This window comes from Bacillus sp. N3378-2at (assembly GCF_033412715.1).
Taxonomy (GTDB): Bacteria; Bacillota; Bacilli; order Bacillales; family Bacillaceae; genus Bacillus; species Bacillus subtilis.
In genome coordinates this window covers 3705733-3731851 of record NZ_CP117986.1, presented here as the reverse complement: position 1 = coordinate 3731851, position 26119 = coordinate 3705733, and the positions used below count along the sequence as shown (strand labels likewise).

The following is a 26119-nucleotide window of genomic DNA, read 5'->3' as shown; positions in this document are numbered from 1 at the left end:
TTAATCCCCCTAACGCTTACGCTTCTTGGCCAACAGTTTCGTCTTCAATGCCAAGTTCTTGTTTGATCCAGTCATAACCTTCTGCTTCAAGACGCTGTGCAAGCTCTGCACCGCCGGATTTTACAACGCGGCCTTGCATCATAACGTGAACAACATCCGGAGTGATGTAGTTTAACAGGCGCTGATAGTGAGTGATCATCAGGCAGCCGAAGTTTTCGCTGCGCATTTTGTTGATCCCTTTTGATACAACTTTCAAAGCGTCAATATCAAGACCTGAGTCGATTTCATCGAGGATGGCGATTTTCGGTTCAATCATCATTAATTGAAGGATTTCGTTGCGTTTTTTCTCCCCGCCTGAGAATCCTTCGTTAAGGTAGCGCTGAGCCATTTCAGGGTCCATTTCAAGGAACTCCATGTTTTCGTCCATTTTGCGGATGAATTTCATAAGAGAAATTTCATCGCCTTCTTCTCTGCGCGCATTGATTGCTGAGCGAAGGAAGTCGGCATTTGTCACACCGCTGATTTCACTTGGGTACTGCATCGCAAGGAATAAGCCTGCCTGCGCACGCTCGTCCACTTCCATCTCCAGTACATCTTTGCCGTCAAGCGTGATGCTGCCTTTTGTTACTTCATATTTAGGATGCCCCATAATAGCAGCTGATAAAGTGGATTTACCAGTTCCGTTCGGGCCCATTACTGCGTGGAATTCTCCACCTTTTATTTCAAGGTTTACACCCTTTAAGATCTCTTTCCCTTCGATTTCAACGTGAAGATCTTTGATCGTTAATGTTGAAGCAGCCATATCTATACCTCCAAAAATATATAATCATTATTCTCATTTTATTCTCATTCTAATTTTATAACAAATGAAAAGTAAATACAACTTTTTATCGTGCCTTGCACATTCCTCAAGTTTAACAAAGATCAGCACTTTATTAAAGCGATTGAAAAAGAAAAAGAGTGGATTCCCACCCTTTTTTAAAAGATTGATTTTCTCAATAAGCTCCCGCAGAAATCCGCTTGCTTTTTTCATAATCAAGCTCTCTCTGCCGCTCTACTTTCATTCTTGTTTCCAGCCGGCGTCCATATTCCTCGTATCCAATTCCATGTGACAGCTGCATCGCTTTTTCCATTTCTGACGTATAATCGAGGTTCAGTCTGTCCTGGCTGCTGCAAATAATGAATCAATCCCTTCATATATTTGCTTTTTATTGTACCAGTGCTGCGTTGGATGCCGCAAAAACGATTTGGCGTGAAATAGCGGCAGATGAGACGAAAGCATCCTTTCAGAACAAATGAGAATGGTTTTTCGGAATATTCCTTCTCTTAATGCGTGGTGTTTCCGAATTCCTCAATGCACTGTTGAACGACTGTCACGCCTTGGCTGAAAGCCGCGCCGCCTTAAAATGCCGCTGCCACACTGACGGCTTCGAGAATGTTTTCTTCTGTCGCTCCCTGATCGAGACAGCCTTTTGTATGATAGATCATGCAATATTCGTCCTGAGCATTGATGGCAATTCCGAGGGCGATCAGCTGTTTTTCTCTTTCAGTCAGAGAATTCCCGGCAAAGCACTGTTCAGTAAATTCGTTAAATTTTCTTCCCATCAGCGGCATCTTTTGTTCAAATGTGCCTAAACCATGTTTATATTGTTTTAACGCGTCCTGCATGCTTCCTCTGTCTTGATTCAAAGAAAATCCCTCCATCTGTTTAACATTCCTTTTTATTATGAACAGCTTTTAGGAAAATACGCAAAAAAAACCCCGGAATTCTCATCCGGGGTTTCAGTCTTATTCAGATACAGGAAGCACAGCTCCGTCGTATTTTTTCTCGATGAAGTCTTTGATCTTTTTAGAGTGAAGAACTTCCATCAGCGCTTTGATTTTTGCAGAATCTTCTTCGCCTTTTCTTACTGCGATGATGTTAGCGTATGGGTTGTTTTTCGTTGATTCTACTTCAATTGCATCTTTTTTAGGATTTAATTTATTTTGGATCGCATAGTTTACATTGATGAAGACCGCGTCTCCTTCTTTGTTTTCATATGCTTTTGCCGTTAATTCAGGCGCTACTTTTTTGAATTCAAGGTTTTTCGGGTTTTTCTTAATGTCTTTCAATGTTGCGTCAACTGTTTCAACTTTAGAGTCAAGAGTAATTAATCCAGCGTTTTCAAGCATTGCAAGCATACGGCCTTGTTCAGCAACGTTGTTTGTCAGAATGATTGTCGCACCGTCTGGAAGGTCTTTCAGTGATTTGTATGTTTTAGAGTAAATACCGAATGGCTCTAAGTGAACAGCGCCGGCATTCACAAGTTTGTAATCTGTGTTTTCTTTCATTTCTTGCTCAAGGTAAGGAATGTGCTGGAAGTAGTTCGCGTCCACTTCTTTATCAGCTAAAGCTTTATTGTACATTTTGTAATCACTAAGCACTTTCACTTTCAGCGTATAGCCTTTTTCTTTCAGCAATGGTTCAGCTTCTTTTAAAATTTCCGCATGCGGTGTTTTTGTTGCCGCAACGACAATTTCTTTCTTGCCGGATTCAGCGCCGTTATTCGAACCGCAGGCAGCCATGACTCCTGCAAATACAAGCAGTAATGCACCCAAAAATAGCTTTTTCAATGTAAATCCTCCCTTATCGTTTGTCTATAATATTTGTTATTAGATCACCGATGATTTGAATAATAAACACGATGATTAAAATAAACACAGTAGCAACGAAGGTAACATCAGCGTTATTAGACTGATATCCTTCTACGTACGCAAGGTTTCCAAGGCCTCCTGAACCAATGGCTCCGGCAATTGCCGTTGAGCCGATCAAAGCGATGGCAGTAACCGTAATGCCAGAAATAAGAGCAGGCATTGATTCCGGAATCAACACTTTGAAAATAATCGTAGACGTTTTCGCGCCCATTGATTTAGCGGCTTCAATCACACCTTTATCCACCTCACGCAGCGCGATTTCAACAAGGCGCGCGTAAAATGGTGCCGAGCCGATTACCAGCGCCGGCAAAGCGGCGTTTGGCCCTAAGATCGTGCCGACTAAAAATTTCGTAAAACCTAATAGTAAAATAATTAAAATAAGGAACGGAATCGATCTGAATATGTTAACAACGGCCGCAATCACAGAGTTGACCGCTTTATTCTGCCAGAGGCTTCCTTTGCTCGTCAGAAAGAGCAGCAAGCCGAGGATGACCCCGATGACAAAAGCAAACAGTAAAGAAATCAGCGTCATATAAAGTGTTTCATATGTCGCGTTCCATAATTCAGTTAAATCAACGTTCGGGAAGTATTTTTCAAACATTCGTGATCACCTCTGCTTTCACCTGTTTGTCATTAATGAAACGGATCACGTTTTGCACTTCTTCCTCGTCCCCGTCAATGTGGATGAACAGTGAACCGTAAGCCCCATCCTTCGTCTGCGAAATTTTCCCTTGCAGAATATTGACGCTGACATTCAAGTTTCTGATCATCTCTGTAATCAGAGGCTGTTCAGCTGACTCACCGACAAATGTGAGCTGAACCATTTTTCCTGATGCTGTATCATCAAGAAGGTGCTGAAGCGTCTCTTTCGTTTCTTCCGGCTCTGTCACCTGCTGAACAAATCGTTTTGTCATTTGTTCCTTTGGATTTTTGAAGACATCGAGAACCTCGCCTTCTTCGACCACCTTGCCGTTTTCCATGACGGCGACTCTGTTGCAGATTTTGCGGATGACATGCATTTCGTGCGTAATCAGCACAATCGTCAAACCGAGTCTTTCATTAATATCGGACAATAGATCCAGAATTGAATCTGTCGTTTGCGGATCTAATGCTGATGTCGCTTCGTCACAAAGGAGAACCTTCGGATTGTTTGCAAGCGCTCTGGCAATTCCGACACGCTGCTTCTGACCGCCGCTCAGTTGAGATGGATAAGATTTTTCTTTTCCTTCTAAACCTACCAGTTTAATCAGTTCATTGGCGCGCTTGATCCGCTCGCTCTTTTTCACCCCGGCAATTTCCAAAGGAAACATGATATTATCTCTGACAGTCCGCGACCAAAGCAAATTGAAATGCTGGAAAATCATACTGATCTCATGGCGTGCTTTTCTTAAACCGCGTCCATTTACTTCATTAATCTTGGTTCCCGCCACTTCCACGGTTCCTGAGGTTGGTTTCTCAAGGCCGTTCAGCAGACGGATTAAGGAACTCTTACCAGCTCCGCTATATCCTATAATTCCAAAAATCTCACCTTTTTTAATGGAAAGCGAGACATTTTGGACAGCATTGACATCTCCATGTTTCGATTTGTAAACTTTTGAAACATCCTGAAGATTGATCAAAGCAATCACCTGCCTTAACACTATTCTAAGATATCTTCCGGTTTTTTCTGCAAAAGAAAAGCCTTTCTGCACACTTGAGCAGAAAGGCTTATATAAAATGCCTTTCTCTCATCTTTCAAAGCTGAACGCTTCGTGTGAATTGGCACCATTTCAACAGTGTTGATGGTTGCCGGGCTTCATAGGGCACTTCCCTCCACCTCTCTTGATAAGAGAAATATATAGTCTTTTTCGTCCGGAAATTCTTAATGTAGAATAGCACGGCGAATGATTAAATGTCAATAAAATAAATGATGTCAACTTTTACTATTATAATAATTTATTATTTTTTAATTTTTTAAAACCCTCTGAAAAAATCCATTTGTCAGCCAGAGAATGGCTTCCAGCTTTAACAGGGCCCTGAATGACCCCTTTACTTTGAGGCTTCCGCTCTGAATCAGGTGCTGAAGGGAAATGTCTCCGTGCAATAAATCAATAATTTCCGTTTGGTTTCCGTAAAAGGTCAGGTTGGACGTTTGGGGCGGAGAAACTTTTTTCATTTCTCCCTGTTCGTTTATTGAGACGGTTAAGGCTTCTGCTTCTCCTTGGAAGGTAATGAGCAATGTTGAGGCATTCAAAAGGGGTTTTAAAAACAGATGCTGATACTCATCTTCTAAAACTTCCGCTTTCTCCATATGTACAACCTCCTATTTGTTGGTCATACATACACATTTCTCTCTTTGTCGCAAGAACCCCTTTATAAAACGAACGACAATTTCATTGGATATGCTGAGAAATATGTCATAAATGGGATGCGGAAGATGATTTTTGTTTGATCAGCTCATATAAATAAGAAACGGAATGAAATGCATATCCTCTTTCGACCACCTTTCCGCCTTTAAACAGCAGAAAACAAGGGACGCTTTCAATTTGATACGCTTTTGCGAATGTCGGAGAGTAATTGACATTGTTTTGATAGAAGGCGACATCCGGCAGCATTTCTTTCACCACTGTCAGCATTTTGCTTGCAAGCTGGCAGGTGCCGCAAAACGGAGTATATAAATATAGAAGGTACACATCATCTTCAATGTGATCGAGTTCGTGTTCTTGGAGTTCTTTCATGCTATACACCTCGGGACTTTCTTTCAAGAAAAATAGTATGGACATTCAGATTCGCACGCAGCAATACAGAGGCGACATGGTGCCTGGGCGCAGCCGCTACTTCCTTATAGGCTCTGTCGATATGGAGATGGCAGGCTTCATTAAATTCACGCTTCAGCTGTTTTCTCAATTTCTCACCTGATTCATCAGCATCAACTAATATATAGACGTCTTTATCATAAAGCTCGTCAGCCAATTCCTCGAGCCTCAGCTGGCTGATTGTTCCGTTTGTGCAGATAATGCGCACCGGTTCATTCAGGACGCTTTCGATTTTCTCTTTATCTGATTTCCCCTCGACAATCATTACCTTTTCCAGCTCATCGATCTTCATCTTGTTCACCTGCCGCGGCAAATTTGAAACGTTCAGATTGTAAAAGAAGGCAGTGAAATTCACCGCCAACATTAACACCAGCCGTTTTCGTAGTCACAATCTACATATTTTGCGTCGTCTCCAGAAACCACATCGGCTGTCTTATAAAATTTCTCATTTTCAAAGGAATAACCGGGCTTAAGCTCATATTCATTCATGCTTGTCATTTGGCCGATCATCTCATTATCATGATATAACGAGAGCCGGCCATTTTGAAAGCGGCCTGTCACGTCATTGGTGACATCGAGCTTTTGTTTGTCGAAAGCCATATTGGACACCTCCCATAACGTTAGCGTGTCCAATTGCTTTTACGGCTATCCTGTTTTAGTCTTCTTGTGTCATCTCTTCGTATTGCTCTGCTGTCATCAGTTTTTCAATTTCAGAAGCGTCAGATGGCTCAACGACGATCATCCATGCTTTTTCGTACGGAGATTCGTTGACGAATTCCGGACTGTCATCAAGATCTTCGTTTACTTCCACAACCGTTCCGTTAATCGGTGCATAAAGCTCAGATACCGTTTTAACGGATTCAACACTGCCGAATGGCTCGTCCGCTTTGATTTCAGCGCCCACTTCAGGAAGTTCGACAAACACGATGTCGCCTAGTTCGGACTGGGCAAAATGCGTAATTCCGATTCTGGCTTTTTCTCCTTCAACTTTTACCCACTCGTGTTCTCCTGAGTAACGCAAATCTTTTGGTATGCTCAATTGAATCCCTCCATTTTTTACAGCACTACAATAAGAAGATACCACACTTTTCAAAAAAAATTTACATTAAGCCCAGTTTTCTTCAAATTGGTCTTCTTTAAATCCGACAGTCACTTTTTCACCGTCTGTTGTAAGCGGGCGTTTGATCAGCATACCATCTGAAGCCAGCAGCTCGAGCTGTTCGTCCTCTGACATGTGATACAGCTTTTCCTTGAGATTGAGCTCGCGGTATTTCATGCCGCTCGTGTTGAAAAATTTCTTGAGATCCAGCCCGCTTTTTTCATAAAGCGCTTTTAATTCTTCTTTGCTTGGCGGCTGCTCAGCAATATGTATTTCGTTTATTTCTTTCCCATGCTCTTCAAGCCACTTCTTTGCTTTGCGGCACGTTCCGCATTTAGGGTACCAGTAAAAAGTTAACGACATCTTCTTCCCCCTCAATAAAATAATCGAGGTTATTTTAACACAGTTTGTTTTAAAAACCTAAAACAGTGCTTCTTAAAAAAGAGCTCCGCGCATGCGGAGCTCATGGCCAATCAGACAGTATATTTCTCAGCCTCAAAAATGCCTGCCGCCGCCTCGCGTTTTTTCTGAATCACATTTTTAGGCGTTACGCGTGTCAGCTTGCGCAGAGCGGAAAGCATCATGCGGAGTGAATCTCCTTCTTCCATTGCGATAAGGGATTCCTTCGCATGCGCTTCAATTTCGTTAAAGGCCTCTTGAACGAAAATTTCTGTGTACAGCACCTTTTGCGCTGCTTTTTCAGCGCCTTGTGCGGCAATGGCCTTTTCCGTTCTGAGCACGGCTGATTCCATTGCGTATACATTGCTGACGATATCCGCTACGTTCACGAGAATTTCTTGCTCACGATCGATCGCTTTTCCGTATTTTTGCGCGGCTAGGCCGGCAGCAAACAACGCAATTTTTTTGGCTTGCTTGACGATATATTTCTCCTGCTCTAAGACGCCGCTTCCAGGCTCTTCAGGCATAAGCATCATGAGTTCTTCCTGCAGCGACTGCGCTTTTTCGAATAAAGACAGCTCGCCTTTAAGCGCTTTTTTCAGGAAGGTGCTTGGCACGATTAACCGGTTGATTTCGTTTGTGCCTTCAAAAATCCGATTGATCCTTGAATCCCTATAGGCCCTTTCTACTTCGTACTCCTGCATAAAGCCGTAGCCTCCATGAATCTGCACGCCTTCATCAACGATATAATCAAGCGTTTCAGAGCCGAATACTTTATTCAGAGAGCATTCGATAGCGTATTCCGCAATCGATTTGGCAATTTGCCGGCCGTCCTTGAGATCTTCCGCCGTGAACTGGCTCATATTGTCTTCAAACAGCCCGACGGTTCTGTATACAGAGCTTTCCATCGCATACAGCCTTGAGGCCATTGTCCCGATTTTTTCCTGTGTCAATGAAAAACCAGCAATCGGCGTTTTAAATTGGCGGCGCTGATTTGCGTATGACGCAGACAGCTCGATGACGCGTTTAGATGCGCCGATTGTGCCAACCGCCAGTTTGTAACGGCCGATGTTTAAAATATTAAAGGCAATGACATGCCCTTTGCCGATTTCTCCGAGCAGGTTTTCCGTTGGCACTTCAGCTTGATCCAGAATGAGGGTTCTTGTCGATGATCCCTTGATTCCCATTTTCTTTTCTTCCGGTCCGGTGGAGACACCCGGGAACTCTTTTTCTACAATAAAGGCTGAAAACTTGTCGCCGTCTACCTTGGCGTAAACCACAAATACATCGGCAAAAGCAGAGTTGGTAATCCACTGTTTTTCCCCTGTTAATACATAATGGGTTCCTGCTTCATTCAGCACAGCTGTTGTTTTTGCTCCAAGTGCATCAGACCCAGAGCCAGGCTCAGTCAGAGCATAAGCGGCGATCTTTTCGCCTGAAGCGAGTCCAGGTAAATATTTTTTCTTTTGTTCTTCTGATCCGAAAAAGACGATCGGCAAGGAACCGATACCGACATGCGCGCCATAAGAAAGAGAAAAGCTTCCCGCACGCGAAAATTTCTCAGTGATGAGTGCCGAGCTGATTTTATCTAGGCCGAGCCCGCCGTATTCTTCTGGCACATCGGCGCCAAGCAGCCCTAGTTCGCCCGCTTTCTTCAACAATCTGACAGAATGCTCGAATTGGTGGTTTTCGATATCATCTATATGAGGGAGAACATCTTGCTCGATGTAATCCTCCGTTGTTTTCGCAATCATTTTATGCTCGTCAGTGAAATCCTCCGGTGTATACATTTGATCGTATGTGACATCCTCGATTAAAAATCCGCCGCCTTTTTGTACTCCAGCCGTTTTTTTTGCCATAATTTGTTTTTCCCCCTTTAGCATAATTCAAATACACCGGCCGCTCCCATCCCGCCGCCGATACACATGGTCACGACTCCAAATTGCTCATTTCTCCGTTTCATTTCATGGATGAGTGAGAGTGTAAGCTTCGTGCCCGTACAGCCAAGCGGGTGTCCAAGCGCGATTGCGCCCCCGTTGACATTCACTTTTTCTTCATCAATTCCCAATTCCCTGATTACTTGAATGGCCTGTGAGGCAAAAGCTTCATTCAGTTCAAACAAGCCGATGTCCTGCAGCTGAAGTCCGGCAAGCTTCAAAGCGCGCGGAATCGCTTCCACCGGTCCGATTCCCATCACTTCCGGCGGCACGCCGCCTACCGCAAAGGAGCGGAATTTCACAAGCGGCGCCAGGCCAAGAGCATCGGCTTTTTCCCGGTCCATCAGCATGACAGCCGCCGCTCCGTCACTTGTCTGCGAGGAATTGCCCGCAGTCACCGTCCCGTCAACGGAAAACGCCGGGCGCAATGTCGATAAGATGTCTGCAGTCGTTTGCGGGCGAACACCTTCATCCTGAGAAAACACAAACTGTTTTTCCATATGCTTATGGTCTTCTCCGATTTCTGTCACCGTCACTTCTACGGGTACAATTTCATCTTTAAATTTTCCTTCTGCAAGGGCTTTAGCGGCGTTTTGGTGGCTGCGAACGGCAAACGCGTCTTGATCCTCACGGGAGACGCCGTATTTTTTCGCGACTTGCTCGGCTGTGTGTCCCATGCTCATATAATATTCCGGTGCCTTTTCTGCCAAAGCAAGGTTCGGACGGGTAACATGCCCCATCATCGGAACTTGCGACATGGATTCTGCTCCGCCGGCGATCGCTGTATCGTAGGCGCCCAGCATAATTTTTTCTGCTGCATATGCAATAGACTGAAGGCCTGAAGAGCAATACCGGTTGACTGTAATCGCCGGAACCGTGTATGGCAATCCCGCGAGCGCCCCGATATTTCTCGCCATGTTAAGCCCCTGCTCCGCTTCAGGCGTTGCACAGCCAATAATCAAATCGTCAATATTACCTTCGTAACCGCCTGCCCGTTTCAGTGTCTCTTTTACACAAATCGCTCCCAAATCATCCGGACGAACGGTGGCCAACGATCCTTTTTTTGCTTTTCCAACCGGTGTTCTTGCACCTGACACAATGACTGCCTCTTTCATAAGCTCCCTCCTAATTCCGTAAAGGTTTACCTTTCACAAGCATATGCTGCATTCTCGCTTGAGATTTTGCTTCTCCTGCCAAACTCAAAAACGCTTCTCTTTCGATCTCCAATAAATACTCTTCATCAACCTCTGTACCAAACGGCACTTTTCCGCCCGCAATGACATAAGCGAGTTTTTTCGCGATCTTGAAATCATGCTCAGATATATAGCCGGACAGCTTCATCTGCTCAGCGCCAAGCAAGAGTGCCGCATAACCGGTTTCTCCCGGCACCTTGACCTTTTCTTTTACAGGCGGCCGCCAGCCGGTATCGTATAGAGATGCGGCCAGCTGCTTCGCATCGTATAACAGGTGGTCTTGATTCACGCTGATCTGATCCGTTTCTTTTAAGATGTTCATCTCACGAGCCTCTTGAGCGGAAACGGACACTTTCGCCATCGCAATCGTTTCAAATGTTTTCATTGCCGCATTCATCGGATCAAGGCCGCGGCGAAGATGATTGATGTACAGCTCTTTGTTTCCCCCTCCGCCAGGGATGAGGCCGACACCTGATTCAACAAGGCCCATATAGGCTTCGCTTGCCGCTTGAATGCGCGCCGCCGGCAGGCATACTTCCGTTCCTCCGCCGAGCGTCATGCCAAATGGCGCGGCGACAACCGGTTTCGCACTGTATTTGATCTTCATCATCGTCTCCTGAAAACGGCGTATCACAAAATCAACTTCCAAAAAGTTGTCATCTTGGACTTCCATTAAGATCATGGCGAGATTCGCGCCGACGCAGAAATTTTTCCCTTGATTGCCGATGACAAGGCCCTTGTAATTCCGTTCTGTTTCCTCTAATCCTTTGTGGATCATTTGAATGATATCGAGGCCGATCGCATTGCTTTTCGAATGAAATTCAAGAAGGGCCACATCATCTCCAAGGTCAATTAAGCTTGCTCCGCTGTTTTTCGCAATCACGCCTTTTGTTTCTTTAAGTGCTTGTAAATGAATTCGTTTTTTGTTTTCTTTCACGGCTCTGTATTCGCCGCGGTCATAATAAAATACCGTTCCGTTCTCTTTGATGTAGAAGGTTTCATTTCCTTTATCCAGCATCTCTTTTATCCAGCCAGGCATATCTGCTCCAAGCTGCTCAAGCTTTTCCGCTGACTGCTTGAGGCCGATGGCGTCCCACATCTCAAAAGGTCCCAGTTCCCAGCCGAATCCCCACTTCATGGCTTGGTCAATCGCATGAATATCATCGGCAATCTCGCCAAGCAGCTCGGCTGAGTAAAGCAGGGTTTGAGAAGTGATATTCCACAGCAAACGGCCGGCCCTGTCATCCGAATAAATAAGCGCTTTCATTTTGGCTTTTGTCCCTTTTGCCTGTTTTGCCGCTTCAAGTGCCGGTGATTTCATTTTTGTCCGCTCGCCGTAAGTAAGCGTCACTGGGTCAAGCTCATAAATCGTTTTTCCTTCTTTTTTATAAAAGCCTTGGCCGGCCTTGCTTCCGATCCACCCTTTTTCCAGCATATCGTTCATGAAGCTTGGAAGGCGAAACACTTCTTTTTCATCGCCATCAGCTTTGTCATACACATTTCGGGCAACGTGGGCGAATGTATCGAGGCCGACCACATCAAGCGTTCTAAAGGTGGCGCTTTTCGGCCTGCCGATCAGCGGTCCTGTGATCGAATCAACCTCCCCGACCTGATAACCGCCTTTCAGCATTTCTTGGACTGTCACGAGAAGCCCGTAAGTCCCGATTCGGTTTGCGATAAAGTTCGGTGTGTCCTTTGCTGTAACAACGCCTTTCCCGAGGACATTTTCTCCGAAAGCTTTCATAAACTTTAAAATATCAGGATCCGTTTCCTTAATCGGAATGATCTCCAGCAGCTTTAAATAGCGTGCGGGATTAAAAAAATGCGTTCCGAGAAAATGGGCTTTAAAATCATCCGACCGGCCTTCAGCCATTTCCTGCACTGATATGCCGGATGTGTTGCTTGAGACGATGCTTCCAGTCTTTCGATGTTCATCCACAAGAGCGAAAATTTTCTTTTTGACTTCAAGGTTTTCGACAACGACCTCAATAATCCAATCTGCTTCTTTCAGTTTTTCTGCATCATCCTCCAGATTGCCCGGTGTAATATAGGAGGTATTTTTCGCTGATGTGAGGGGAGCGGGCTTTTGTTTCAGCAGTTTTTTCACCGCCTGCCGGCTCAGCCTGCTGCGCATCTCCGGACTGTCCTTCGTCAGCCCCTTTTTTTCCTCTTCCTTTGTCAAATCGTTCGGCACAATATCTAGCAGCAGGACAGGAATTCCGATGTTAGCCAAATGCGCCGCAATCCCGGAACCCATTACCCCCGATCCTAAAACGGCTGCCTTCCGAATGTGTTTGTGCATGAGATATCCCCCTTGAACATTGAATGAATAATCATTCATTTTTTGACCAAAAAAAATGAAACTCGTTTCTTCTTTCATCTTAAAAGATTTCCGGTTCGACTTCAATAGCTAATTTGTTATTTTTTTGTATGAAGCCTATAAAAGTCGGGCAACTTAAGCCCGGAGGTGAAGGGAATGGTACGAGAGAAAAAAAATCCGTCTTCAGCGGCAGTCAGCGCGGCGAGCGTAAAGGGAGATGCCGGTCCGACTCAGCATTACGGCGGCGGAAAACGGACAAGTCAAAATCAGCAGTATAAAAAACATAACATGGAACAATCATAATGCAGCTGCTTCCCGCGGCTGCTTTCACTTTTTCAAAATTCCTTTTAACACAAACGCTGCATTGGCAGGCCGTTCGGCAATTCTTCTCATAAAGTAGCTGAACCAGTCCGTTCCATATGGGACATACACACGCATTCTGTAGCCTTCCTTGGCGAGTTCCTTCTGACGCTCCGGCCTGATGCCGTATAGCATTTGAAACTCAAATTGCGACGCGGGGATTCGATGTTCGGCGACGAGCTGTTTCGTAAATTTAATGATGTCATCGTCATGTGTGGCGACAGCCGTGTAGTTCCCGCTTAACAACTGCAGCTTTATTAAGCTCTGAAAATGAAGGTCCGTTCCTCTTTTGTCGGGAAACGCTACGGCCGCAGATTCTTTATAAGCGCCTTTTACAAGTCTGAGATTCGGCTTTAAGTCCCGCATCTTTCTGATATCTTCTGCCGCCCGGTACAGATACGCCTGAATGACCGTGCCGAGCTTCTCAAATTCCTGTTTGCATTGCCTGTAAATAGAAAGTGTCTGTTCATAATGGGAATAGTCTTCCATATCAATGGTCACAGCAACATCATATTGCTTCGCAACGGAAAGAATGGCGCGCAAATGAGTAAGAGCAAGTTCTTCTGAAAGATCGAGCCCGATTGAGGTCAGCTTAAGTGAAAGCTCTGAGTCCAATTGATGTTCGGCAATGGCTTGAATGGCTTTCTTGCATTCCTCTGCGACTTGGTTTGCTTCTTTTTCCGAAGCTGCATACTCGCCTAAATAATCAATTGTTGCACACAAACCGGATCTGTTTAGCCTTTTGACGGTCTTAACCGCCGATTCAATCGTATCCCCTGCGACAAACCTTCGTGCTCCAAGCCGCGTTCCGTATGCTTTTGCGAACTTGGTAAGTGTTTTATTTTGAGATAAGAATAAAAACACATGTCTCAACATCCGACTCCCTCCCGCCGTCATCTTCAAAACCCTGTATATAACTCCCAGTCTGAAGGAAACTATAAAATGAACAGAAACCAAAGGAGGATCACAATGGATAATCAGCAGCAATCTCAAATGCCGCCTTCCGTTATTTCGACAAAGGATCATTTGTATCTCAATGACATGCTGAACTGGAATTTGCTCGCGATGAAAAAAGCGCATTTCATGGCGCAGCAGTGCCAGGATCAAACGTTAAAGCAAGAACTCGACCGCATCGGACACATGCATCATGATCACTATCAAAGAATATTAAAGCACCTGCAGCCAGGCCAGCAGCAGTCCGGCTACATCCAATAAGGAGGCGCCAGAATGAATCAGCAAAATCAAAAAATTAGCAATCCGCAGACACCTGTACCGACAACATCGGAAATGAATGACAGAGATTTCGTCAACGAATTGCTGACAACCGAAAAATACATGACAACAGCTTATTGCACTGCCTTGCACGAATTCAGCCACGAGTCTCTTTATCAGGATATTCAATCCATTTTTGATGAGTCACAAAAAGCGCAAAGAAAACTATATGATCTCATGTTCCAATATGGATGGTATTCTGTTGAAGCGGAGGATGCACAAAAGCTGCAGCAGTCCTATCAAAAATTCCAGCAGACCATTCAGCAGCAGTCTCCTTATCAGCAATAACAACATCAGTAAAAAGGATACGATGTTCTTTCGGGCATCTATCCTTTTTTTGTGTAAAATCAGTTGACTTTTCATTTACGCTTATTTATATTTAATAAGCATTAACTATTTTGTCATTAAAATATATATACAGTGTATGTAACAGAGGGGAAATGAATATGAAGAGTGCGGATCAGTTAATGTCCGATATTCAATTATCGCTTCAGGCGCTCTTTCAAAAGATACAGCCTGAAATGCTGGAAAGCATGGAGAAACAAGGTGTCACCCCAGCGCAGCTGTTTGTGCTGGCCAGCCTAAAGAAACACGGCAGCCTCAAAATTTCTGAAATTGCCGAGCGTATGGAGGTGAAGCCAAGCGCGGTGACGCTGATGGCAGATCGCCTTGAACAAAAAAATCTTATCGCCAGAACACACAACACAAAAGACAGGCGAGTGATTGATCTCAGTCTTACTGACGAAGGAGACAGAAAGTTCGAGGAGGTTCTGGCGGGCAGAAAAGCCATTATGGCGCGCTATCTTTCCTTTTTGACGGAGGAGGAAATGCTGCAGGCGGCGCATATTACAGCAAAGCTCGCACAAGCAGCAGAAACGGATGAAAAGCAAAACATGAAAAGAGGAAACGGATGAAAATGAGTAAAGAAGGCAAACAATCAAAACGAACGTTATTAATAACAGGCTTAATTATTGCCATGTTTTTTTCAGCCCTTGACGGTACCATTGTCGGAACGGCCATGCCGAAAATTGTCGGTGATCTGGGCGGTTTGAGCATGATGACCTGGCTGACAACTGCATATTTGTTAACATCAACAACCATTGTTCCAATTGCCGGTAAACTGGCTGATTTATTGGGACGCCGCATTGTCTATGTATCAGGTTTGATTATTTTCATGGCCGCTTCTGCTTTGTGCGGAATGGCCAACAACATGACGGAATTGATTATCTTCCGTGGACTGCAGGGAATCGGCGGAGGCATCATGATGCCGATGGCGATGATTGTCATCGGTGACTTGTTCACAGGAAAACAGCGTGCTAAATTCCAAGGTGTCTTTGGCGCAATTTACGGGCTGGCTTCAGTGATTGGGCCGCAAATCGGCGGCTGGATTGTAGACTCGTTAAACTGGAAATGGGTTTTCTATATTAATCTGCCAGTCGGAATTATTGCGGTTATTTTTATTGCCAGGGGATTACAGGGACGCCAGCAGACTGGGCCGATCAACTTCGATATCGCTGGTATTTTCACAATGATTGTGGGTGTGGTCAGCCTCCTGCTCGCCTTAAGCTTTGGCGGAAAAGATTATGCATGGGATTCATGGCAGATTCTTGGGTTGTTCGCTCTCGCACTGATCGGCATTGTCAGCTTTATCATCGTAGAATCAAAAGCAAAAGAGCCAATCCTGCCAATGTATTTATTTAAAAACAGAACATTTACATTTCTAAACTTGATCGGCTTCTTTATGAGTATCGGTATGTTTGGCGCCATTACATTTGTTCCTTTCTTTATGCAGGGAATTGTCGGTGTAAGTGCGTCTGAATCGGGTACAATTATGACACCGATGATGATTTCTATGATTATCACAAGTATCATCGGCGGACAGCTTGTTTATAAAATCGGGATTAAACCGCAAATCATTGCAGGCATGCTGGTTATGGCCGGCGGATTCCTGCTGTTAACGACATTGGATCTCGACACGAGCAAGCTTGTCGCTACATCTTTTATGGCGATTATTGGTCTGGGAATGGGTCTTGTTATGCCGATTCTGACATTGGCTTTACAGGAAAGCTTTTCGAAGGAGGAGCTTGGAGTTGTCACTTCATCCAGCCAATTCTTCCGTTCTATCGGCGGAACATTCGGCATTACCATGCTGGGAGCCGTAATGAATGCGAGATCAGGAAATCTATTAACAGATAAATTGGTTCCATATTTAGACTCTCTTCCGGCACAGGCAAGCTCGTTTGCCGCCCAGCTAAAGGGTATGATTGATACAAATCCGCAAGGGCTGCTGCAATCACTGTTCAGTCCGGACGCGGTCAAACAAATCCCTGCGGCTTTCTCATCCCATATTGTGCCGATTTTAAAAACATCGTTGATGGATTCGCTCCACAGCGTGTTTTATACGGGCCTGATCTTTATCGCAGTCGGAGCCGTATTCACCTTGTTCTTAAAACCTATCAAGCTATCAAATAAGAAAACGGAAGACCAACAAGAAAAAGAGAAAGCGGCAAAAGCCGTTGAATCACCTTCCCATTAATAGAGCACCCCGCGGGTATCAATCCGCGGGGTTTTTTATTCAATCATCTGGGCTCTTCCATTTCCGAAAGACCAATCCTCAGCCTGATTTCCGGCCAGCATGATAAACACATCTTCTTTTCTGACACCAAGCTCGGAATGAATCCGGCTCGCGATTGAGCGGTAAAGTGCTTTTTTCTGTTCAGTTGTTCTTGACTGTTTCAGTGTAAAATGAATGTATATTAGTTCATCAGTACGCTCGACTTGGAGATAAAATGGATCATAAAAAAATTCGCTTTTTTCATATTGTCTAATGACTTGAAAATAGTCATCTTCCGGCACATTGATTTCTTCAATCATCGATTTGTGGATAGTCCTGCTCAGTTTTTGAAGCCACGCTTCGCTTCTTCCCGACCGTAAATGAATCTGTACAAATGGCATCTCCCTGCATCCCTTTCTTTACAGCGTCTGTCCGCTGTCAATTGTGATAATTTGGCCTGTGAGTGATTCCTGTTCAACTAATGAACAAATCAATTTGGCAACCTCCTCTGGTTCAGCAATACACTGCAGCGGCAAAGAGCCAATCATGCTTTTCATTTTTTCTTCCCGGCCAGCCCACCATCTCGTTGCCACAGCTCCTGGTGCTACACCGCTCACTCTGATTTCAGGCGCTAAGGCGTGAGCCAATGATTTCGTTAAACCGTGCACCGCCGATTTTGATACTGCGTAAGGCATAGATGAGCCGGCACCAGTTACCCCTGCAATGCTGCCGACGTTTACAATCGCCCCGGCCTTGCTTTTCTTCATGAACGGAACCACTGCCCGCGCGCAGAAAAACATCCCTTTCACATTGACGGCGTACAGCTCATCCCAGACGTCTTCTGTCGCAGCCTCAAGATCATCCATTGGAATATGCCGTGTAATGCTGGCATTGTTGACTAAAACATCAATCGGGCCGTATGTTTTCACGATTGTTTGAACCATATCCTGCACGTCGCTGTTTTTAGATACATCTGCTTGGATGGCGAAGGCTTGCCCGCCAGCTTTTCGAATCTTTTCCACTGTTTCCTCCGCTTCTGATTGCGAGCGTGAATAATTCACCGCCACAATCGCCCCGCGCTTTGCCAATTCCATACTGGCTGCTTTTCCGATTCCTGTGCCGCCCCCCGTTACGAGAGCTATTTTGTTCAAGACATTCATTGCCGCCACTCCTTGCTGTTGACTAAAGTATATTTCTGATTCCATTGTAATCCAGCTTTGATGTTACGTATAATGATTGTTAAAGATACTAGATATCACTTAGATTGATAGCAAACGAACGGAGGAGTTCAAAATGGAAAGCGGAGATTTACGTGTGTTTCAAATGGTAGCTCGTGAAGGAACCATTACGAAAGCAGCCCTGCAGCTTGGCTATGTACAATCGAATGTCACGGCCAGAATTCAGCAATTGGAAGCTGAGCTGGGTACCACACTGTTTTTGCGCCATAATCGGGGCATGACACTTTCTGCAAGCGGAAAATTGCTGCTGGACTACGCAAATAAAATTATCGGCCTGCTTGATGAAGCGTCTAAAGCGCTCTCATCCTCCGCAGAACCAAGCGGGTCGCTTATGATCGGCTCCACTCAGACTACCGCCGCGGTAAGGCTTCCAAAGCTCCTGGCATCTTATTATGAAGAACATCCAAACGTCCAGCTATCTTTAACAACAGGACATACGCAATTTCTCCTTGATAAAGTTCTTCGTTATGAATTGGATGGCGCGTTTATCGGATGCGAATGCCATCATCCTGAGCTCGAATCCTATCCTGCGTTTGAGGAAGAACCAGTAGTTGTTTCGGCTGCCTCCGTGCCCGATGTTGAGGAAGCCATCACAAAGCCGATTCTCGTTTACAGCACAGGCTGTTCGTATCGAGAAACACTTGAAAAATGGCTGCGTTCCGTCGGTGTCACACAGCCGGTCATTATGGAATTTGGGACGCTTGAAGCAATTATCGGCGGGGTTACAGCAGGTCTTGGCATCTCGTTGCTGCCAAGAACGGTTGTGCAGAAACATGAAGCAGAAGGATCAATTCGATTGTACCCGCTGCCTGAAGCGCTCAGCCAGATGAAAACAGAGTTTATTGTTCGAAAAGATTCGTTTATCAGCAGCGCGCTGAGAACCTTTATGGATTCCTTTACGCCAGATAAAACGGCTGAATCACAAAAAAGCAGTCTGCTATAATGTACAGACTGCTTTTTGGCTATTGTTTGTTTCGATGCGCTTCATTTAATTCCTTAATATGCTGAATGATCTCTTTAATGCCCTGCTTTGCGTCGGGGTATGTCGCATTCCAATGCTTAGCGAGCGGAGGCATGCTCTTGGCTATATGCGTGTACAAAATCCATTGCTTCACTTCTTCTTTTAGCTCATCGTTTGTTTCACCAAGCAGAAGCTCAGTATACTTCTCTAGCAATCCATCAAGCTGCTCCTGAAGTTTTTGTTCCATTTTCCATCTTCCTTTCAAAAAAAACAGCAAGGAGCTTTCTCAATTGAAAGCTCCTTCGCTGCGTTATTTATCCATGTGATGTGAAAGCCGCTTCCTGGACAATGCATCTGCCCCTGCCATGAGGAATGCAAAGAGGCGTTCCGAAGAGCGGGTCCTGTGTAACCTGACAGTTCATAGAAAACACATTTTGCACAAGATCACAAGTGATGACCTCTTCCGGACGGCCTTCTGCATAAATCCGTTTGTCTTTTATGGCCACGAGATGGTGTGCATAGCGGCACGCCAAGTTTAAGTCATGGAGTACCATAACAATCGTCCGGCCTTCCTTTTCATTCAGCTCAAACAGCAAATCAAGAATTTCAATTTGATGCGTCATGTCTAAATACGTCGTCGGCTCGTCAAGAAGGATGATATCCGTTTCCTGGGCAAGCGTCATCGCAATCCAAGCCCGCTGGCGCTGTCCGCCTGACAAAGAATCAACGGCGCGGTCAGCCATGTCCTCAAGCTTTGTTGCTTTAAGCGCTCTTTCAACTGCTTCCTCATCCTCTTTTGACCACTGCTTCAGCCAGTTTTGGTAAGGATATCTTCCTTGCTTCACCAGCTGATGCACCGTCAGCCCCTCAGGAGCCGAAGGACCTTGGGGCAGGATTGCGAGCTCTTTTGCGACTTCCTTCGTCGGAAGCTTGGCAATCGCTCTTCCTTCCAGCAGCACTGAACCGCCTCTCGGCTTCATCAGGCGCGCTAATGAACGTAAAAGTGTCGATTTTCCGCAGCCATTGCTGCCAATAAATACGGTAATTTCACCTTTGGGAATTGTTAAATTCAACTCATCAATAATAACGGCATCCCCGTATCCTAAGCTCAGCGTTTCTGTAGAAATTGCACTCATACCCATAACCGCTCCTTTTTGCTGGCTTTTTAGCAGCACTATGTATTGCACGTTTTCTATATACATGCTTTTAAGTCAATTATCATCAATGCAAGTGATTCCGATATTCAGCCATTTGATATGGTCATATATCCCTCATTGTAGCAGAAAACACTGACTTTGAAAATCATTTTCAATTAGTTTTATGGACATAATTGACGTTTATGGGTTTTTTATCACAAGATTACTTCTTGATTTCTCTGATGGAGCCGTCCTTCAGCTTCAATTTTAAATCGATATGATCATAATGACTGTCCAGATTAAATGCTGCCAGCACACTGTGTATCACTTCTGTTTCAGCCATTTGGTCTGTTACGGAAAGCTCGCTCAAAATCATTTTCATCTCATCCAATGCTTCTTCTCCCTCCTGATTGACACCGGAGAGCTTATCCTGTATTTCCGCTTTTTCCTGAGTTCCGTTCTTTGTATAGATTCCTTCATAACGGTTATGCTCACCATCCCCGTAGCTCACACGAAGCGAAAAATTGCTGTAGGGAACGGACTTCAGCTGGGTGACGGCTGTATTTTCTCCTTCTGCCTGCTGCTGGTCTTCATTGAAACGGCAGCCCGCAATCAGAACCACTGCGAGACATACAGCCCCGGCTGCTCTGATCAAATGCATATGTTTCCCCCCTGTAGGATTCCATTTATTTTAGGTATATCCAGAGAATGAAATCCTCATTCAGAGAAGAATTGAAAAAGCCGGGGCATTTAACGCCACGGCTTTTTCTTTAAGATTCGGTCATTTGCAAAAAGGTTTCGGCGTCACGCACAGCCAGCTTGATGGCATTCTCCCAAAAATCACGCTTCGTGATGTCAGCGCCCAAATGCTTCATCGCCAAATCCTCCACTGTCATAGAAGCAGTATCGCGCAATAGCGCCATATACTTCTCTTCAAATGCATTTTTTTCTTCAAGCGCCAGCGCGTAAATGCCAAGAGAAAATAGGTAGCCGAATGTATAAGGGAAATTGTAAAACGGCACCCTCGTGATGTGAAAGTGAAGTTTTGATGCCCAAAAAAGCGGATGATATTCTTCTAACGCATTGCAGTATGCCTCTCTTTGTGCCTCTTCCATCAGCTCATTCAAGCGGCTGGCCGGTACCACTCCCCGCTTTCGTTCCTCGTAGAATCTCGTTTCGAATAGAAATCTTGCGTGAATGTTCATGAAGAACGCAACACTTCTTTGCACTTTATCCTCCAGAAGAACAAGCTTCTCTTCCCTCGTCTCGGCCTGCTGGACAGTCGCGTCCGCGACTATCATCTCTGCAAACGTTGAAGCTGTTTCTGCAACATTCATGGCGTAGGAGCGGTTTAACGGCCTGACGTCGAGCATTGCTTCCTGATGGAACGCGTGCCCGAGTTCATGCGCAAGAGTAGAGACATTTGAGGCGCTGCCCGAAAATGTCATGAAAATCCGGGATTCCCCGCTGTCAGGAAAACTGGTGCAAAAGCCGCCGACTCTTTTTCCGCTCCTGTCTTCCGCCTCAATCCAGCCGTCCCGAAACGCTTTTTCAGTGAATGAGGACAGCTTTTTGCCAAACGTTGAAAACTGGCTGGTAATGATATTTGCGGCTTCATCATACGAATAGACCTTTCCGTCAGAACCGATCGGTGCCTCGACATCGTACCAGCTGAGTTTTTCAAGGCCGAGCATGGATGCTTTCCGGTTCAAAAACTGAACGAACGGCTTCTTGTTTTCAGTGATGACCTGCCACATCGTATCAAGTGTTTCTTTTTTCATCCTGTTAATTTGCAGCGGTTCCTTCAGGACATTCTCCCAGCCACGCGCCTTATAGGTTTCGAGCCGGAATCCCGCCAAATGATTCAGCGTGTTGCTGAAAATATCTTGCTTGCTCTCCCAAGCTTGGCGGAAACGTTCATATACTGTTTTTCTGACAGTACGGTCTTGATGGTCCATCATATTCTCCGCCTGACCGACAGACAATTGCTTGTTTTCACCATTTTCCCCATACGGGATCGTCATTTTCCCGACAACCATATTGTATAAGTCACTCCAAGCGTGATATCCGTCCACGGCAAGGTTCCCGATCAGTTTTTCTTTACCGGGGCTAAGCTTTTCGGCAACCCTCTGTCTTCTTTCATTTAATATGTAAGATATATCTCTTAATCCCGGTTTTGTTAGCAATTCATTCCACACGTCTTGATCTACGTCCACAAGTTTATGATCTAATGTAACGAGCGACGATTGAAAATCTGCGGAAAGCCGGTTCATGAGTGCCTGATGCTCTATAGCCTTTTGATCATTGATATTCTGGGCCTGGAGGCAGGCAACAAACGCGCCGGCCTGCTGAAGCTTGACGGATGTCTGTTCGAATAAATCAAGCAACGCGGTCAGCCCTTCAGCCTCTTCAGGCGATTCAGGCACCTGAAACGCATCAGTCCTGTCTTGAAATGCACGCAGACTTTGTGACAGCTTCTCAATATAACCTTTGAATTCTTCCGATTGGCTTCCGCCCTTAAAAAATGAATCAAGATCCCATCTTTGGCCTACCCCTTGCAGCGCCATATCACAAAACCCCTTTCGTTCTTTCGTTCTATTATAGAACAATTCTGAATTGTTCTATAAAAATTTCTTTTTACAGGCGTCATTTCCTGTTCAGGATTGTACAATAGCTGTAGCAGTTTAATAGGAGGGTTAGGATGAATAAAAAAATAGCAATCGTAACGGGAGCAATTGAAAGTCCGAAAAACTTGACATACAGAACAACTTAGTACTTGTTAACGGGTTGCTAAACCCACTCATTTTTGACTTTTTGGAATAGACGGTGATTTAGTACTATTTACAGGAAAAAGTATTCAATGATTCCTAAAATTACAGCAGAGTCTGAAAAGGGGTTGATTTGTACATAAGAGATTCATTTAAGGTTTATGTAACCTGTCAATAACGTCAATGGAGAAAGATTTATCAAGAAAGAGAGTTATTTGGACTAATTGTCACTGTCCATACTCTCAATTAAAGCGTCACCAATCTTCTATTTGTGTTGTTTCATAATAAAAGTTAACAATTAGCATATAGAATATTATAATGAAAGGAGAAAATATTTGTTAGCAACCATGACCTTTACAACAATGTTAATTTCTAGGGTATGGTTTGGAAGCAGTGGAAAGGCAGAGGGGGTCCCGAGTCTTGCCGATCAAAGAGTTAAAACTGAACCCAAGAGTTAAAAGAAGAAGGATTGACCGATGATGAGATTAAAAAATTTATGAAATGAGCAAGGAAGAATATCAATTTGTATAAAAACATGCAGATGACTTATACAAGGAGTCACAAGAAGGAAATAAAAAAATTGAAAGAATCCGGTGAAATTGATGAAGTTTTACACAAGTGGAACGAACCTAAATATCAAACAGAAAACAAAGTTTTAGGATTATTGGGCACCAAAGGAGATGTATAGTTAGTTATGAGGTTAACTCTGGTAGCTGGTTCATTGGTGGTGTAGGACATGCTGCTATTGTATCTAGAAATAAAACAAAAACAGTTGAATCCTACATAAAGATCGATAAATAAACTGACGGCGGCCTAGGCCTAGGGTGGAGAAGATTTTGGAAATCTGGAAGTGTCAGTAACTAATATAAAATGCTCACTATGTTTCATCAAAAAATTGACTCCTTAAATACGCACAACCTGCAATTTTGTGTTCATGTTTGGGTTGAAAAGAACTTAGTATTGTTTGAATATGACGAACTGTTTTCTCGGGATCAATATTCTTTTTTATGAGATTTCATTGTTGCTTTCTTGTTATAAAATATATTTTATGCAATATACCAAGGGTGAGAGCCTTCTCTAAAATCCTTGGGTATATCTTTAATGGCAGGCAGAAGCTCCATAGCCCTTCCTCCAAACACAATATCAACATCTGATACTCCAATAGAACTTATCAAAAGGCCACTCTCCCTTAATTAAATCTAAATAGAGTTCAATAATAAAGTTATCGATTCCGCTTGTGATCTGTGCCGGTTTGGAGTAGGATACCACCGGATCAGTAAAGACGGGGCGGACAGCTAAATTGTCACCAACAGGATATATACTGATAAGTAATAGAGTACTTTCTTTTCAAGAGCTCGAGTCCAAAAAATTTGACACTGCTTCCAAACACAACCGAAATCTTGAGACGATGTTATAGGGAATCAGAGTTTTAATCGTTAAATATATCTTTTACCTTTTTGGGAACATACCAGAAACTTAAAATATAGGCTACAGCAAGGGATAATGCTTGTAATAACAATATATTTTGAATTTCAATACTACCTGAAATCAACAACAATAACAGAGAAAAGATTTGAAGTAAAAGTAATGAAAACACAATATATTCAAGTCCAAGTTTCACATCTCTATTTGTTATTGGATATGTACGTAGTATTAACGGATATAAGTTAGGCTTGAAATTATGAAGTACTTGTAATGTTGTTAGAAATAATCCCAACAGCGTAATACAAACGGTTAAAACAGGGTTTGTTGTGAATACCAAAGCAATCAACATGACAAATGAGAAGCGAATATAGATGCCAAAAAACTCCCCATATCTTAACGAAGAGCGAATCAATAAATATAAAAAAGGGTTTAGGAAAATAAACGAAGATCTTTTAATCAAAAAGAACAAATACTTTCTTTCTCTAACACGATGTTGCACACTCGGTATATCAATAAACAAGTTCAAAAAAGTATAATAAAATGACTTTCGCTTTTGTTCCTTGTTGATTTGGATAATCCACATATCGCTTGGCAATATGTATGTCTGCCTGGTTATCAAAATATAGCTTATAGTCCCAACCATAAGCAAAAACAACAGAAGGTGATAAAAGAAAAGATTTAGCAATACAACATTTATAATAAACTGAACAAGAAAGATTTCTTTATTTACATAAAAAACAACTTTCATGTTTAAGTATTTTAAATAAAGCAAGATTATACATGTTGTTAAAAACAGTATATGATCACCTGTCTTGCTTTGAAATAATGGATACAGAATAAACATTAACACAATAATTTTTAGTACTTGGATAAACAAGCTAAGATAAAAAGCATATTTAAAATATGGGGTCAACTCTGATTCAGCCGGTAGCATAAAGTAAATATCTGTTTCACGTAAAAAGGTTGTGAGTGGATTCTTTGTTAGAAAAATCGCCATTATAATAGAAAAAAATAAAATAAATTCAAACCTGCCCGTTACAATCTGATCAAACCATTTAAACAATTTTACATATAAATACATCAACACTCCGAAAACTATGAATACGCCGCTATTGCTGAATACTCGAAAAAGATAAATTCTTTCTTTTTCCCATTGAGTTTTCAATCGTCTTTTAAACAATTTCCCCCATAGTGAACTCAATTTTTCACAACCCCAATAAACATTTCTTCTAATGAAACATCATTCATTTTCATCTGATCTTGAATTTCCTGAATGGTTCCTTGCACCTTAACCTTTCCCTCATGTAAGAAAACAACACGGTCACAATATTTTTCAGCCATAGTTAAAATATGAGTAGAAACAAGGATTCCCATTCCCCTCTGTTTCATTTCAACCATTAAATCAATTAATGTATCAATTGCTAAAGGATCTAGCCCAACAAAGGGTTCATCAATAATAAAGAAAACTGCTTCAACCAAGAAGGCACAAAGAATCATAACCTTTTGTTGCATCCCCTTCGAAAAAGTCTGCGGGTAATCATTTATTTTTTTTTCCATTCTAAATTTTTTTAACAGTTCGGCCGCTTTTAATTCGAATTTTTCTCTTTTCATTTTATAAGCTGATGCAGTGAATTCCAAATGTTCCCAAAGAGTTAATTCTTGATATAATTGAGGAACTTCAGGGATATAGGAAATACGCGGCCTAAAATAGGAGGGATCATCTCTTAATGACACACCATCAAGTGTAACACGGCCTTCAGTGGGTTTTAAGATACCTAAGATGTGCTTAATGATCGTGCTTTTCCCCGCACCATTTAGCCCAACTAAACCAACTATTTCCCCTTTATCAATCTGAAAAGAAATATTGTGGTTTGCCATCTTATTACGCTTATAACCTCCTGTAACCTGTTCTACGCGCAACATATGAAAACACCTCTGCTAAAAAATATTGAGAAAACACTCATTTTA

The 26119-nt window shown here is 43.5% G+C and carries 29 protein-coding genes, 2 pseudogenes and 1 riboswitch; of the genes and pseudogenes, 6 read left to right on the top strand and 25 right to left on the bottom strand.

Annotated elements, in window-relative coordinates; all coding sequences use genetic code 11:
• Positions 1-16 precede the first annotated feature (16 nt).
• From sufC to PUN35_RS19910, 15 genes and pseudogenes are all read right to left on the bottom strand, one after another.
• The gene (gene sufC, locus PUN35_RS19980) at positions 17-802 is read right to left on the bottom strand and encodes a Fe-S cluster assembly ATPase SufC (RefSeq protein ID WP_003151872.1); all 786 of its coding nucleotides are present in this window, start codon (positions 800-802) and stop codon (positions 17-19) included.
• 193 nt (positions 803-995) lie between these two features.
• Complete coding sequence (locus PUN35_RS19975; RefSeq protein ID WP_003228600.1) at positions 996-1133, bottom strand: YuzK family famiily protein; 138 nt, start codon at positions 1131-1133, stop codon at positions 996-998.
• 193 nt (positions 1134-1326) lie between these two features.
• Positions 1327-1704: pseudogene (locus PUN35_RS19970) on the bottom strand (carboxymuconolactone decarboxylase family protein).
• Positions 1705-1788: 84 nt separating this feature from the next.
• Positions 1789-2613 carry a methionine ABC transporter substrate-binding lipoprotein MetQ gene (metQ, locus tag PUN35_RS19965; protein ID WP_003228595.1) on the bottom strand — a complete coding sequence of 275 codons (825 nt, stop codon included), beginning with the start codon at positions 2611-2613 and terminating at the stop codon, positions 1789-1791.
• A 13-nt stretch (positions 2614-2626) separates the two neighbouring features.
• Positions 2627-3295 carry a methionine ABC transporter permease MetP gene (metP, locus tag PUN35_RS19960; RefSeq protein WP_003228593.1) on the bottom strand — a complete coding sequence of 223 codons (669 nt, stop codon included), beginning with the start codon at positions 3293-3295 and terminating at the stop codon, positions 2627-2629.
• Positions 3288-4313 carry a methionine ABC transporter ATP-binding protein MetN gene (metN, locus tag PUN35_RS19955; protein WP_014480789.1) on the bottom strand — a complete coding sequence of 342 codons (1026 nt, stop codon included), beginning with the start codon at positions 4311-4313 and terminating at the stop codon, positions 3288-3290. Before metN ends, metP begins: the two co-directional genes overlap by 8 nt.
• A gap of 105 nt (positions 4314-4418) precedes the next feature.
• A riboswitch (SAM riboswitch) is annotated at positions 4419-4525 on the bottom strand.
• A gap of 114 nt (positions 4526-4639) precedes the next feature.
• Positions 4640-4984, bottom strand: a complete 345-nt coding sequence (locus PUN35_RS19950) for an SCP2 sterol-binding domain-containing protein (RefSeq protein ID WP_014480791.1) — start codon at positions 4982-4984, stop codon at positions 4640-4642.
• A 106-nt stretch (positions 4985-5090) separates the two neighbouring features.
• Positions 5091-5411, bottom strand: coding sequence for a thioredoxin family protein (locus tag PUN35_RS19945; RefSeq protein WP_014480792.1), 321 nt, complete (start codon positions 5409-5411; stop codon positions 5091-5093).
• 1 nt (position 5412) lies between these two features.
• Positions 5413-5775: a toprim domain-containing protein gene (locus PUN35_RS19940; RefSeq protein WP_015483668.1), complete on the bottom strand. Its 363-nt coding sequence runs from the start codon at positions 5773-5775 to the stop codon at positions 5413-5415.
• Positions 5776-5852: 77 nt separating this feature from the next.
• Positions 5853-6089 carry a YusG family protein gene (locus PUN35_RS19935; RefSeq protein ID WP_014480794.1) on the bottom strand — a complete coding sequence of 79 codons (237 nt, stop codon included), beginning with the start codon at positions 6087-6089 and terminating at the stop codon, positions 5853-5855.
• Between the two features lie 55 nt (positions 6090-6144).
• Positions 6145-6528, bottom strand: coding sequence for a glycine cleavage system protein GcvH (gcvH, locus tag PUN35_RS19930; RefSeq protein ID WP_003222781.1), 384 nt, complete (start codon positions 6526-6528; stop codon positions 6145-6147).
• Positions 6529-6594: 66 nt separating this feature from the next.
• Positions 6595-6951: an arsenate reductase family protein gene (locus PUN35_RS19925; protein WP_003222779.1), complete on the bottom strand. Its 357-nt coding sequence runs from the start codon at positions 6949-6951 to the stop codon at positions 6595-6597.
• A gap of 110 nt (positions 6952-7061) precedes the next feature.
• The gene (gene fadE, locus PUN35_RS19920; protein WP_014480795.1) at positions 7062-8846 is read right to left on the bottom strand and encodes an acyl-CoA dehydrogenase FadE; all 1785 of its coding nucleotides are present in this window, start codon (positions 8844-8846) and stop codon (positions 7062-7064) included.
• A gap of 17 nt (positions 8847-8863) precedes the next feature.
• Positions 8864-10039 carry an acetyl-CoA C-acetyltransferase gene (locus PUN35_RS19915; protein ID WP_014480796.1) on the bottom strand — a complete coding sequence of 392 codons (1176 nt, stop codon included), beginning with the start codon at positions 10037-10039 and terminating at the stop codon, positions 8864-8866.
• Positions 10040-10049: 10 nt separating this feature from the next.
• Positions 10050-12419, bottom strand: coding sequence for a 3-hydroxyacyl-CoA dehydrogenase/enoyl-CoA hydratase family protein (locus tag PUN35_RS19910; RefSeq protein ID WP_041516604.1), 2370 nt, complete (start codon positions 12417-12419; stop codon positions 10050-10052).
• A 174-nt stretch (positions 12420-12593) separates the two neighbouring features.
• Between PUN35_RS19910 and PUN35_RS19905 the strand changes: the two genes are divergently transcribed.
• A complete protein-coding gene (locus tag PUN35_RS19905) occupies positions 12594-12740 on the top strand; it encodes a YuzL family protein (protein WP_003240817.1) in 147 nt (48 codons plus the stop codon).
• A gap of 24 nt (positions 12741-12764) precedes the next feature.
• Here PUN35_RS19905 and PUN35_RS19900 read toward each other — a convergent pair whose 3' ends face one another.
• Entirely contained in the window at positions 12765-13673 is a 909-nt protein-coding gene (locus PUN35_RS19900; RefSeq protein WP_014480798.1) for a proline dehydrogenase family protein, read from the bottom strand.
• A gap of 93 nt (positions 13674-13766) precedes the next feature.
• Between PUN35_RS19900 and PUN35_RS19895 the strand changes: the two genes are divergently transcribed.
• The 4 genes from PUN35_RS19895 (at position 13767) to mdtP (ending at position 16605) form a co-directional block, all read left to right on the top strand.
• A complete protein-coding gene (locus PUN35_RS19895) occupies positions 13767-14012 on the top strand; it encodes a hypothetical protein (RefSeq protein ID WP_014480799.1) in 246 nt (81 codons plus the stop codon).
• A 12-nt stretch (positions 14013-14024) separates the two neighbouring features.
• Positions 14025-14357 (top strand): spore coat protein, encoded by a 333-nt coding sequence (locus PUN35_RS19890; protein ID WP_003222766.1) that lies wholly within the window; start codon positions 14025-14027, stop codon positions 14355-14357.
• Positions 14358-14515: 158 nt separating this feature from the next.
• Positions 14516-14983, top strand: coding sequence for a MarR family transcriptional regulator MdtR (gene mdtR / locus PUN35_RS19885; protein ID WP_014480800.1), 468 nt, complete (start codon positions 14516-14518; stop codon positions 14981-14983).
• Positions 14980-16605 (top strand): multidrug efflux MFS transporter MdtP, encoded by a 1626-nt coding sequence (mdtP, locus tag PUN35_RS19880; RefSeq protein WP_014480801.1) that lies wholly within the window; start codon positions 14980-14982, stop codon positions 16603-16605. Before mdtR ends, mdtP begins: the two co-directional genes overlap by 4 nt.
• A 35-nt stretch (positions 16606-16640) precedes the next feature.
• Here the strand turns inward: mdtP and PUN35_RS19875 are convergent, their stop codons facing one another.
• The gene (locus PUN35_RS19875; protein ID WP_033882098.1) at positions 16641-17024 is read right to left on the bottom strand and encodes a tautomerase family protein; all 384 of its coding nucleotides are present in this window, start codon (positions 17022-17024) and stop codon (positions 16641-16643) included.
• 18 nt (positions 17025-17042) lie between these two features.
• Positions 17043-17783, bottom strand: coding sequence for an SDR family NAD(P)-dependent oxidoreductase (locus PUN35_RS19870; protein ID WP_014480803.1), 741 nt, complete (start codon positions 17781-17783; stop codon positions 17043-17045).
• Positions 17784-17916: 133 nt separating this feature from the next.
• Between PUN35_RS19870 and PUN35_RS19865 the strand changes: the two genes are divergently transcribed.
• Entirely contained in the window at positions 17917-18804 is an 888-nt protein-coding gene (locus PUN35_RS19865; protein ID WP_014480804.1) for a LysR family transcriptional regulator, read from the top strand.
• A gap of 19 nt (positions 18805-18823) precedes the next feature.
• On the opposite strand, the pseudogene PUN35_RS19860 reads toward PUN35_RS19865, so the two are convergent.
• The 7 genes and pseudogenes from PUN35_RS19860 to PUN35_RS19830 form a co-directional block, all read right to left on the bottom strand.
• Positions 18824-19112: pseudogene (locus PUN35_RS19860) on the bottom strand (YusU family protein).
• Between the two features lie 24 nt (positions 19113-19136).
• Positions 19137-19964, bottom strand: a complete 828-nt coding sequence (locus PUN35_RS19855; protein WP_080265401.1) for an ABC transporter ATP-binding protein — start codon at positions 19962-19964, stop codon at positions 19137-19139.
• Between the two features lie 217 nt (positions 19965-20181).
• A complete protein-coding gene (locus PUN35_RS19850) occupies positions 20182-20619 on the bottom strand; it encodes a YusW family protein (RefSeq protein ID WP_014477935.1) in 438 nt (145 codons plus the stop codon).
• Positions 20620-20728: 109 nt separating this feature from the next.
• On the bottom strand, positions 20729-22525 hold the full coding sequence (locus PUN35_RS19845; RefSeq protein ID WP_014480806.1) for a M3 family oligoendopeptidase: 1797 nt from the start codon (positions 22523-22525) through the stop codon (positions 20729-20731).
• 1247 nt (positions 22526-23772) lie between these two features.
• Positions 23773-23901, bottom strand: coding sequence for a hypothetical protein (locus PUN35_RS19840; protein ID WP_014480809.1), 129 nt, complete (start codon positions 23899-23901; stop codon positions 23773-23775).
• A 254-nt stretch (positions 23902-24155) separates the two neighbouring features.
• Positions 24156-25352, bottom strand: a complete 1197-nt coding sequence (locus PUN35_RS19835) for an ABC transporter permease (RefSeq protein ID WP_029318434.1) — start codon at positions 25350-25352, stop codon at positions 24156-24158.
• Complete coding sequence (locus PUN35_RS19830; RefSeq protein ID WP_014480811.1) at positions 25349-26074, bottom strand: ABC transporter ATP-binding protein; 726 nt, start codon at positions 26072-26074, stop codon at positions 25349-25351. Before PUN35_RS19830 ends, PUN35_RS19835 begins: the two co-directional genes overlap by 4 nt.
• Between the last annotated feature and the right edge of the window lie 45 nt (positions 26075-26119).